12 protein-coding genes are annotated in these 9,660 nt (G+C 67.9%); 10 read left to right on the top strand and 2 right to left on the bottom strand.

Features of this window, described 5'->3' with window-relative positions; genetic code table 11:
• Together ACERZO_RS40230 and ACERZO_RS40225 are read right to left on the bottom strand one after the other, a co-directional pair.
• On the bottom strand, positions 1 to 342 hold the full coding sequence (locus ACERZO_RS40230) for an ESX-1 secretion-associated protein (protein ID WP_372671247.1): 342 nt from the start codon (positions 340 to 342) through the stop codon (positions 1 to 3).
• Positions 342 to 884, bottom strand: coding sequence for a YbaB/EbfC family nucleoid-associated protein (locus ACERZO_RS40225; protein WP_372671246.1), 543 nt, complete (start codon positions 882 to 884; stop codon positions 342 to 344). Before ACERZO_RS40225 ends, ACERZO_RS40230 begins: the two co-directional genes overlap by 1 nt.
• 165 nt (positions 885 to 1,049) lie before the next feature.
• On the opposite strand from ACERZO_RS40225, the gene ACERZO_RS40220 reads away from it, so the two are divergent.
• From ACERZO_RS40220 to rplB, 10 genes are all read left to right on the top strand, one after another.
• Positions 1,050 to 1,205 (top strand): hypothetical protein, encoded by a 156-nt coding sequence (locus ACERZO_RS40220; protein WP_086675507.1) that lies wholly within the window; start codon positions 1,050 to 1,052, stop codon positions 1,203 to 1,205.
• An 876-nt stretch (positions 1,206 to 2,081) separates the two neighbouring features.
• Positions 2,082 to 2,456, top strand: a complete 375-nt coding sequence (rpsL, locus tag ACERZO_RS40215) for a 30S ribosomal protein S12 (RefSeq protein ID WP_003102113.1) — start codon at positions 2,082 to 2,084, stop codon at positions 2,454 to 2,456.
• Positions 2,456 to 2,926: a 30S ribosomal protein S7 gene (gene rpsG, locus ACERZO_RS40210; RefSeq protein WP_003102106.1), complete on the top strand. Its 471-nt coding sequence runs from the start codon at positions 2,456 to 2,458 to the stop codon at positions 2,924 to 2,926. The genes rpsL and rpsG overlap by 1 nt, the downstream gene beginning before the upstream one ends.
• A 63-nt stretch (positions 2,927 to 2,989) precedes the next feature.
• Positions 2,990 to 5,089, top strand: coding sequence for an elongation factor G (fusA, locus tag ACERZO_RS40205; RefSeq protein ID WP_372671245.1), 2,100 nt, complete (start codon positions 2,990 to 2,992; stop codon positions 5,087 to 5,089).
• A 131-nt stretch (positions 5,090 to 5,220) separates the two neighbouring features.
• Positions 5,221 to 6,414: an elongation factor Tu gene (gene tuf / locus ACERZO_RS40200; RefSeq protein ID WP_360597555.1), complete on the top strand. Its 1,194-nt coding sequence runs from the start codon at positions 5,221 to 5,223 to the stop codon at positions 6,412 to 6,414.
• A 395-nt stretch (positions 6,415 to 6,809) separates the two neighbouring features.
• Positions 6,810 to 7,115 (top strand): 30S ribosomal protein S10, encoded by a 306-nt coding sequence (rpsJ, locus tag ACERZO_RS40195; protein ID WP_003102098.1) that lies wholly within the window; start codon positions 6,810 to 6,812, stop codon positions 7,113 to 7,115.
• A 31-nt stretch (positions 7,116 to 7,146) separates the two neighbouring features.
• Positions 7,147 to 7,803 (top strand): 50S ribosomal protein L3, encoded by a 657-nt coding sequence (gene rplC / locus ACERZO_RS40190; RefSeq protein WP_086675504.1) that lies wholly within the window; start codon positions 7,147 to 7,149, stop codon positions 7,801 to 7,803.
• Positions 7,800 to 8,489: a 50S ribosomal protein L4 gene (gene rplD / locus ACERZO_RS40185; RefSeq protein WP_372671244.1), complete on the top strand. Its 690-nt coding sequence runs from the start codon at positions 7,800 to 7,802 to the stop codon at positions 8,487 to 8,489. Before rplC ends, rplD begins: the two co-directional genes overlap by 4 nt.
• The gene (rplW, locus tag ACERZO_RS40180; RefSeq protein WP_003102087.1) at positions 8,486 to 8,797 is read left to right on the top strand and encodes a 50S ribosomal protein L23; all 312 of its coding nucleotides are present in this window, start codon (positions 8,486 to 8,488) and stop codon (positions 8,795 to 8,797) included. Before rplD ends, rplW begins: the two co-directional genes overlap by 4 nt.
• Positions 8,798 to 8,812: 15 nt before the next feature.
• Positions 8,813 to 9,649, top strand: coding sequence for a 50S ribosomal protein L2 (gene rplB, locus ACERZO_RS40175; protein WP_086675502.1), 837 nt, complete (start codon positions 8,813 to 8,815; stop codon positions 9,647 to 9,649).
• The last annotated feature ends 11 nt before the right edge of the window (positions 9,650 to 9,660 follow it).

Here is a 9,660-nt window from a genome sequence, read left to right as displayed (position 1 = left end):
CTACGGCTTCTTCGGGCCGTCGAGCAGGACCTCGACCTGGCCGAAGAACGCCTTGTGGTCGTCCTCGGTGCCTTGGTAGACGTTCGCCGCGTCGGTGAACTTCGCCTGCGCGGACGTCAGGCCCTCGGCCATCGACGCCAGCAGGTCGCGCAGCTCGTGCAGCGTTTCGTCGTACCCGTGCTTGGTGAACAGGCCGACGACGCCCCACGACTTGTCGCCGACGTCGGACTGGCCGACCTTTTCGGTGAACTTGGCTCCCTGGTCCTGGTACTTGCCGAGGACGCCGACGTACTTGCGCAGCGCGTCGACCTCCACCCGGTAACCGCCGGCTCCGTCGGGCATCAGTCCTCCTCGTCGAACAGGTTCTTCAGGAAGGTGTCGCCCGCGGACCCGCCACTCGCGGGCGGTGGCGGGGGTGTGTCGGCTTGTCGGAGGACGCGCTGTTCGGAGAAGTCCTCCGGCGCCGCCTCTTCCTCTTCCCTCGTGAGCTTCGACCGCAGTTCCTCGACGGTGGTTCCGAAGGCTTCGGCCTGGGTCTCGAGGACCTGGTCGACGAGGCCGAGCTCGTCGCCGAGGTGCTCCTGGACGAGCACGACCTGCCGCCGCGCGGCCTCGCCGACGGCTTCCCGCAGGGTCGTCATGAGGGCCGCGGACAGGGCTTGCGGGCCTTTCGCGAGCGCGGCGTCGGTGAACTTGACGTCGAGGACCGCACCGCCGGGCCCGGTGACGACGGTCACGCCCCCGTCCGGCGAGGACGCGCTCGCCCGCAGCTCGGTCAGCTGCTGCTGCATCGCGCCGAGGCCGGCGAACCGGTCGTCGACGTTCCGGATGCCCGACTGGAACCGCTCGAACTCCGCTACCAGCTGGTCGAACTCGGCCGCCATGCCCTTCGTCCCCTCCCGTTCGCATGCTGCCCGCCACTCATCGTGGCCCCTCGGCGACGGTGTGACGCACGGAACGCCGGATCCGATCCCGCTGCATCACCCGGTCGGGTAATGGGTAGGTTGCGGCCGCAAGGGGAAGCAGGGGAACAGCGCTAGGAGTGCGTGATGAGCAGCAGCGAAGGGGCCGGCCGGCCCGACGAAGAGCCGAAGTCGACGGGCAGCCACGCGGCCCCGGAGGGCGCCGGGGTGCACCCGCTGATCGACCTCTCGCGCGACCCGAACCCGGGCAAGCCGGACCACGCGAAGCCCGACGAGGACTGAGCCGGAGGGGCCGGGGGCAGCGCTGGGAGTGCTGGCCGGACCCCGGCCGGCTGAGCCGGGCGGCCCCGGCCGGGCCGAGTGAGCTGGAGGGCCGCTCGGCGGGCCGGCGCTCGCGCGAAGTGAGCTGGAGGGCCGCCCGGCCGGCTCGCCGGGTTCCCGGCCGGGTCGAATTCGCCCGGTTGAGCCGGCGAGCCGGGCCAAGCCTGGTCTTGAGGGCCGCTCGGCGGGTCGGCGCTCGCCGGGTTCCTGGCCGCGCCGAATCCGCCCGGCTGAGCCGGCGAGCCGGGCCGAGCCTTCTCACCTCGAGAGCCGCTCACGAGGCCGCCACTCGCCGGGTGCCGCGGTCTTGAATGACTCATTCAGGTCTTCGGAGGTCCTGAACGACTCATTCAAGACCGCCGGCGAGGCCGGAACCGCGGAGCCCGGCCGACCCACCCCGGCCGCGGAACATTCCCGAGGCCCACGGTGTTGGAATCGGTGCGGGGGAGTCCGCGCCGGGCGCACGAACCACCCGGGAATCCGGGAAACCAGGCGGGGAAACCACGCCACCGTGACCGGACTCCGGAACATCCCCCGGCCGGGCGGTGTCGAGAGGTAGGCTGGAGGTTCGCCGACCTTCAGACCCCCCGCCGCGTTCCGTCCGGACCCGGGCGGGTATCTTTGGAGACCGTGCCCGGCAGGCGTCGGGCCGCTCCGCGTGCCGTGCGCATGGGCGGGGTGCTCAGGCACCCGGTCACCGGCTTCGGCAGGTCGGGGTTCCGACGGAAAATCCCTCCGGGAAGTTACCGGTCGAGAGACCGTGACGCGGGCCGACACGCCCGACCGCGGGGGCCGGTGAAGACACGAAGAAGCAGATCACGACAGGAAGCTGGTCCATTGCCCACGATCCAGCAGCTGGTCCGCAAGGGCCGCCAGGACAAGGCTGCCAAGCAGAAGACCGCGGCCCTCAAGGGGAGCCCGCAGCGGCGTGGCGTGTGCACTCGCGTGTACACCACGACCCCCAAGAAGCCGAACTCGGCGCTGCGCAAGGTCGCGCGTGTGAAGCTGACCAGCGGCATCGAGGTCACCGCCTACATCCCCGGTGAGGGCCACAACCTGCAGGAGCACTCGATGGTGCTCGTGCGTGGTGGTCGTGTGAAGGACCTTCCGGGTGTCCGTTACAAGATCATCCGCGGTTCGCTCGACACGCAGGGTGTCAAGAACCGCAAGCAGGCGCGCAGCCGGTACGGCGCGAAGAAGGAGAAGAGCTAATGCCCCGCAAGGGTCCGGCCCCGAAGCGGCCGCTGATCTCCGACCCCGTCTACGCCTCCCCGCTGGTCACCCAGCTGGTGAACAAGGTGCTGAAGGACGGGAAGCGGTCCCTGGCCGAGCGCATCGTGTACGGCGCGCTCGAAGGCGCTCGCGAGAAGACGGGCACCGACCCGGTCGTCACGCTGAAGCGCGCCCTCGACAACGTGAAGCCCACCATCGAGGTGAAGAGCCGCCGCGTCGGTGGTGCCACCTACCAGGTGCCGATCGAGGTCAAGCCGGGTCGCTCGACGACCCTGGCGCTGCGCTGGCTGGTCTCCTTCTCGCAGGCCCGCCGCGAGAAGACGATGATCGAGCGCCTGCAGAACGAGCTCCTGGACGCGTCGAACGGCCTCGGGGCCTCCGTGAAGCGTCGCGAGGACACGCACAAGATGGCCGAGTCCAACCGGGCCTTCGCGCACTACCGCTGGTGATTTCCGCCCGGCATCAGATGCAAGCCATGCCGGGCCCCACGCTTGAGACAGGGGAACATTCTCGTGGCACGTGAAGTGCTGACCGACCTCAACAAGGTCCGCAACATCGGCATCATGGCGCACATCGACGCCGGCAAGACCACCACCACCGAGCGGATCCTGTTCTACACCGGGGTCAACTACAAGATCGGTGAAGTCCACGACGGCGCCGCCACCATGGACTGGATGGAGGAGGAGCAGAAGCGGGGTATCACCATCACCTCGGCTGCCACCACCACCTTCTGGAACGACTACCAGATCAACCTGATCGACACCCCCGGGCACGTCGACTTCACCGTCGAGGTGGAGCGCAACCTGCGGGTGCTCGACGGCGCGGTCGCGGTCTTCGACGGCAAGGAAGGCGTCGAGCCGCAGTCCGAGCAGGTCTGGCGGCAGGCGGACAAGTACGACGTCCCGCGCATCTGCTTCGTCAACAAGATGGACAAGCTGGGTGCGGACTTCTACTACACCCTGAAGACGATCACGGAGCGCCTCGGCGTCAAGCCGCTGGCGATCCAGCTCCCGATCGGCGCCGAGAACGACTTCGAAGGCGTCATCGACCTGGTCCGCATGAAGGCGCTGACCTGGCGCGGCGAGGTCCAGAAGGGCGAGGACTACTCGGTCGAGGACATCCCCGCCGACCTGGCCGACCGCGCCGCGGAGTACCGGGAGAAGCTGATCGAGGCCGTCGCCGAGACGGACGACTCCCTCATGGAGAAGTTCCTCGAGGGCGAAGAGCTCTCCGAGGCCGAGATCAAGTCCGGCATCCGCAAGCTGGTCATCACCCGCGAGGCGTTCCCGGTCCTGGCCGGCTCCGCGTTCAAGAACAAGGGCGTGCAGCCCATGCTCGACGCGGTGATCGACTACCTGCCGTCGCCGCTGGACGTCCCGGCCGTCGAAGGCCTGCTGTCCGACGGCGAGACCGTCGTGACCCGCAAGGCCTCGGTCGACGAGCCGTTCGCCGCGCTCGCGTTCAAGATCGCCGCGCACCCGTTCTTCGGCAAGCTGACCTACATCCGGGTGTACTCGGGCAAGGTCGCCGCCGGGGCGCAGGTCATCAACGCGACCAAGGAGCGCAAGGAGCGCATCGGGAAGATCTTCCAGATGCACTCCAACAAGGAGAACCCGGTCGACGACGCCCAGGTCGGCCACATCTACGCGGTCATCGGGCTGAAGGACACCACCACGGGTGACACCCTGGCGGACCCGCAGAACCCGATCGTGCTGGAGTCGATGACGTTCCCCGAGCCGGTCATCCGGGTCGCGATCGAGCCGAAGACGAAGGCCGACCAGGAGAAGCTGTCCCTGGCGATCCAGAAGCTGGCCGAAGAGGACCCGACGTTCCAGGTCAAGCTGGACGAGGACACCGGCCAGACGATCATCGCGGGCATGGGCGAGCTGCACCTCGAGGTGCTGGTGAACCGGATGAAGTCCGACTACAAGGTCGAGGCGAACATCGGCAAGCCGCAGGTCGCCTACCGCGAGACGATCAAGAAGACGGTGGACAAGCTCGACTACGTCCACAAGAAGCAGACCGGTGGTTCCGGCCAGTTCGCGAAGGTCATCGTGAAGCTGGAGCCGCTCGAGCGCACCGATGGCGCGCTCTACGAGTTCGACAACAAGGTGACCGGTGGTCGCGTGCCGCGGGAGTACATCCCGTCGGTGGACGCCGGTGCGCAGGACGCCATGCAGTACGGCGTGCTGGCCGGATACCCGCTCGTCGGGTTGAAGTTCACCCTGTTGGACGGTGCTTACCACGAGGTCGACTCTTCGGAGATGGCGTTCAAGATCGCCGGTTCCATGGCGATGAAGGAAGCCGCGAAGAAGGCCGGCCCGGTGATCCTGGAGCCGATGATGGCGGTCGAGGTGACCACGCCCGAGGACTACATGGGTGACGTCATCGGTGACCTCAACTCCCGCCGTGGTCAGATCCAGGCCATGGAGGAGCGGTCGGGCACCCGCGTCGTGAAGGCGCTGGTCCCGCTGTCGGAGATGTTCGGCTACGTCGGTGACCTCCGGTCCCGCACGCAGGGCCGGGCGAACTACTCCATGGTGTTCGACTCCTACGCCGAGGTTCCCGCGAACGTCGCGAAGGAAATCATCGCGAAGGCGACGGGGGAGTAAAACCCCTCACCGCGCGCGGGCATTAAGGGACTCTCCTGAACGTCCGCTAGCACCGACGAAGGAACATTCGGGGGTCGGCAGCCACGCCGGCCCCCGAGCACAAAGCGAAACCAGTCCAGGAGGACATTCCAGTGGCGAAGGCGAAGTTCGAGCGGAGCAAGCCGCACGTCAACATCGGGACCATCGGTCACGTCGACCACGGCAAGACCACGCTGACCGCGGCGATCACCAAGGTTCTGCACGACAAGTACCCCGAGCTCAACGAGTCGCGTGCGTTCGACCAGATCGACAACGCGCCCGAAGAGCGCCAGCGCGGTATCACGATCAACATCTCGCACGTCGAGTACCAGACCGAGAAGCGTCACTACGCGCACGTCGACGCCCCCGGTCACGCGGACTACATCAAGAACATGATCACCGGTGCCGCCCAGATGGACGGCGCGATCCTGGTCGTGGCCGCGACCGACGGCCCGATGCCGCAGACCCGTGAGCACGTGCTGCTCGCCCGCCAGGTCGGCGTGCCCTACATCGTGGTCGCGCTGAACAAGGCCGACATGGTCGACGACGAGGAGATCCTCGAGCTCGTCGAGCTGGAGGTCCGCGAGCTGCTGTCCTCGCAGGAGTTCCCCGGCGACGACGCCCCCGTCGTGCGCGTCTCGGGCCTGAAGGCCCTCGAGGGCGACGCGAAGTGGGCCGAGGCCGTTCTCGAGCTGATGACCGCCGTCGACGACAACGTGCCGGACCCGGTGCGTGAGCTCGACAAGCCGTTCCTCATGCCGATCGAGGACGTCTTCACCATCACCGGTCGCGGCACCGTCGTCACCGGCCGCGTCGAGCGTGGCGTGGTCAACGTGAACGAAGAGGTCGAGATCGTCGGCATCAAGGAGAAGTCGCAGAAGACGACTGTCACCGGTGTCGAGATGTTCCGCAAGCTGCTCGACTCGGGCCAGGCGGGCGACAACGTCGGCCTCCTGCTCCGCGGCATCAAGCGCGAGGACGTCGAGCGCGGCCAGGTCGTCGTGAAGCCGGGCACCACCACCCCGCACACCGACTTCGAGGGCCGGGTCTACATCCTGTCGAAGGACGAGGGTGGCCGTCACACCCCGTTCTTCAACAACTACCGCCCGCAGTTCTACTTCCGCACCACCGACGTGACCGGCGTCGTGACCCTCCCCGAGGGCACCGAGATGGTCATGCCGGGCGACAACACCGACATCTCGGTGCAGCTGATCCAGCCGGTCGCCATGGACGAGAACCTGCGCTTCGCGATCCGCGAGGGCGGCCGCACCGTCGGTGCGGGTCAGGTCACCAAGATCATCAAGTGATTTCGCGCCCCGCCCGGGGGTAATACACCCCCGGGTCAGGGGCGTCAAATCACGTGTGCGACACTATTCAGGTTGCTCGTCCTGGGGCGGCCGATCCCTGTCAGGGGTCCGGCCGCCCTGGTGCGAGTGGCCACGGTCCGCCGAGCTCTTCCTTCGGGTTGCAGGCGAGCGGGCAAGGGCAGTGAGACGGTCAGCCGGCTCATAGCCTCCTCACGTTGAGGAAGACCAGGCAAGACGACGATCCCGCGGGATCCGTCTGTGCGTCGGGCGCGACACGCCCGACCGCGTGGACCGGGGACAGGGCCGTTGAACTGCGGAAACCCAGGCTCAGGGTGGAAACACCCGGCGGGGTTTGTGAGATAGCGGCACGAGACGACAAGGAACGAGCAGCCACCATGGCGGGACAGAAGATCCGCATCCGGCTCAAGGCCTACGACCACGAGGCGATCGACACCTCGGCGCGCAAGATCGTGGAGACGGTCACGCGCACCGGCGCCCGGGTCGTCGGGCCGGTGCCGCTGCCCACCGAGAAGAACGTTTACTGCGTCATCCGCTCGCCGCACAAGTACAAGGACTCGCGCGAGCACTTCGAGATGCGCACGCACAAGCGTCTGATCGACATCCTCGACCCGACGCCGAAGACGGTCGACGCGCTCATGCGCATCGACCTGCCGGCGAGCGTCGACGTCAACATCCAGTAAGCGTTGGGCGAGCGGCGGAGATAAGAGACTCATGTCTGACAGGCAGATGAAGGGCATCCTGGGCACCAAGCTCGGCATGACCCAGGTCTTCGACGAGCAGAACCGGGTTGTCCCGGTCACCGTCGTGAAGGCCGGTCCGAACGTGGTCACCCAGGTTCGGACCCAGGAGAAGGACGGCTACAAGGCCGTGCAGCTGGCGTTCGGCGCGGTCGACCCGCGCAAGGTGAACAAGCCGCGCACCGGCCACTACGACAAGGCGGGCGTGACCCCGCGGCGCTTCCTCGCGGAGCTGCGTACCACCGACGCCGAGACCTACGAGGTCGGCCAGGAGATCACCGCCGAGGTGTTCGCCGCCGGCGTCGAGGTCGACGTGACCGGTACCAGCAAGGGCAAGGGCTACGCCGGTGTCATGAAGCGCCACGGCTTCAAGGGCCAGGGCGCGAGCCACGGTGCCCAGGCCGTGCACCGCAAGCCGGGTTCGATCGGTGGCTGCGCCACCCCCGGCCGCGTCTTCAAGGGCCTGCGCATGGCGGGCCGGATGGGCAACGACCGGGTCACCACGCAGAACCTGACCGTGCACGCCGTGCGTGCCGAGGACGGCCTGCTGCTGATCAAGGGCGCCGTGCCCGGTCCCAAGGGCGGCCTGCTGTTCGTGCGCAGCGCCGCGAAGGGTGGTAACTCCGAATGACAAGCGTCGAGCTGAAGACCCCGGCCGGTAAAGCCGACGGCACCGTGGACCTCCCCGAGGAGATCTTCGACGTGCAGGCCAATGTCGCGCTGATGCACCAGGTGGTGGTGGCCCAGCAGGCCGCCGCGCGCCAGGGCACGCACGACACGAAGACCCGTGGTGAGGTCTCCGGTGGCGGCAAGAAGCCGTACCGGCAGAAGGGCACCGGCCGTGCCCGCCAGGGTTCGACCCGCGCGCCGCAGTTCGTCGGCGGTGGCGTCGTCCACGGCCCCACGCCGCGTGACTACTCGCAGCGCACCCCGAAGAAGATGAAGGCCGCCGCCCTGCGTGGCGCCCTCTCCGACCGGGCGCGCGCCGGCCAGCTGCACGTCGTCACCGAGCTGGTGACCGGTGAGAAGCCGTCGACCAAGGCCGCCAAGACCGCCCTCGCCGCCGTCACGGCCGCGAAGCGCGTGCTCGTGGTGCTGGACCGGGCCGACGAGCTGAGCTGGGTTTCCCTGCGGAACCTGCCCGAGGTGCACCTCCTCTGGGCGGACCAGCTCAACACCTACGACGTCCTGGTCAACGACGACGTCGTGTTCACCAAGGCCGCGTACGACGCGTTCGTCGCCGGCCCCGTCCGCGGTAAGACCGTCAAGGCTTCCGCGCGGTCGGGCGAGGTCACGGAAGGGAGTGACGAGAAGTGAGTTCGGTCGCCATTCCGGACCCCCGCGACATCCTGCTCGCGCCGGTCATCTCCGAGAAGTCCTACGGGCTGCTCGAGGACCACAAGTACACGTTCATCGTCCGCCCGGACGCCAACAAGACCCAGATCAAGATCGCGGTCGAGAAGGTGTTCGGCGTCAAGGTGGTCAGCGTCAACACGGCCAACCGCCAGGGCAAGCGGAAGCGGACTCGCGCGGGCTTCGGCAAGCGCAAGGACACCAAGCGCGCCATCGTGACTCTTTCGCCCGAGAGCAAGGCGATCGAGATCTTCGGCGGACCCACCGCGTAAAGGACTGAGCTGACAATGGGCATCCGCAAGTACAAGCCGACGACCCCGGGTCGTCGCGGTTCGAGCGTCTCGGACTTCGCCGAGATCACCCGCTCCACCCCGGAGAAGTCGCTGCTTCGTCCGCTGAGCGGTTCGGGCGGTCGCAACTCGTCCGGCAAGATCACCACCCGGCACAAGGGTGGCGGCCACAAGCGCGCTTACCGCGTCATCGACTTCCGTCGCAATGACAAGGACGGCATCCCCGCCAAGGTCGCGCACATCGAGTACGACCCCAACCGGTCCGCTCGCATCGCGCTGCTGCACTACGCCGACGGCGAGAAGCGCTACATCATCGCGCCGGAGAAGCTGAAGCAGGGCGACACCGTCGAGAACGGCCCCCGGGCCGACATCAAGCCGGGCAACAACCTGCCGCTGCGCAACATCCCGGTCGGCACCGTGATCCACGCGATCGAGCTCCGCCCCGGCGGCGGCGCGAAGATGGCGCGGTCCGCCGGCGCGAAGGTGCAGCTCGTCGCCAAGGACGGTCCGTACGCCCAGCTGCGTCTCCCCTCGGGCGAGATCCGCAACGTGGACGTGCGCAACCGCGCCACGGTCGGCGAGGTCGGCAACTCCGAGCACGCCAACATCAACTGGGGCAAGGCCGGCCGCAACCGCTGGCGCGGCAAGCGCCCCACGGTCCGTGGTGTCGTCATGAACCCGGTCGACCACCCGCACGGTGGTGGTGAGGGTAAGACCTCCGGTGGTCGCCACCCGGTCAACCCGAACGGTAAGCCCGAGGGTCGTACGCGCCGGCGCAAGCCGAGCGACGCCCTCATCGTCCGCCGCCGGCGTACCGGCAAGAACAAGCGCTGAGCAGGGAGGTA

The sequence above is a fragment of the Amycolatopsis kentuckyensis genome, assembly GCF_041679295.1.
In the GTDB taxonomy this organism is placed as follows: Bacteria; Actinomycetota; Actinomycetes; order Mycobacteriales; family Pseudonocardiaceae; genus Amycolatopsis; species Amycolatopsis kentuckyensis_A.
The sequence above is the reverse complement of the archived record's forward strand: the minus strand, read 5'-3'. Positions and strand labels throughout refer to the sequence as shown.

Coding starts and splice junctions, on each gene's coding strand:
- rpsJ (WP_003102098.1), top strand. CDS start 6,810: ATGGCGGGACAGAAGATCCGCATCCGGCTCAAGGCCTACGACCACGAG.
- rplB (WP_086675502.1), top strand. CDS start 8,813: ATGGGCATCCGCAAGTACAAGCCGACGACCCCGGGTCGTCGCGGTTCG.
- rpsG (WP_003102106.1), top strand. CDS start 2,456: ATGCCCCGCAAGGGTCCGGCCCCGAAGCGGCCGCTGATCTCCGACCCC.
- ACERZO_RS40220 (WP_086675507.1), top strand. CDS start 1,050: ATGAGCAGCAGCGAAGGGGCCGGCCGGCCCGACGAAGAGCCGAAGTCG.
- ACERZO_RS40230 (WP_372671247.1), bottom strand. CDS start 342: ATGCCCGACGGAGCCGGCGGTTACCGGGTGGAGGTCGACGCGCTGCGC.
- ACERZO_RS40225 (WP_372671246.1), bottom strand. CDS start 884: ATGGCGGCCGAGTTCGACCAGCTGGTAGCGGAGTTCGAGCGGTTCCAG.
- rplD (WP_372671244.1), top strand. CDS start 7,800: ATGACAAGCGTCGAGCTGAAGACCCCGGCCGGTAAAGCCGACGGCACC.
- rplC (WP_086675504.1), top strand. CDS start 7,147: ATGTCTGACAGGCAGATGAAGGGCATCCTGGGCACCAAGCTCGGCATG.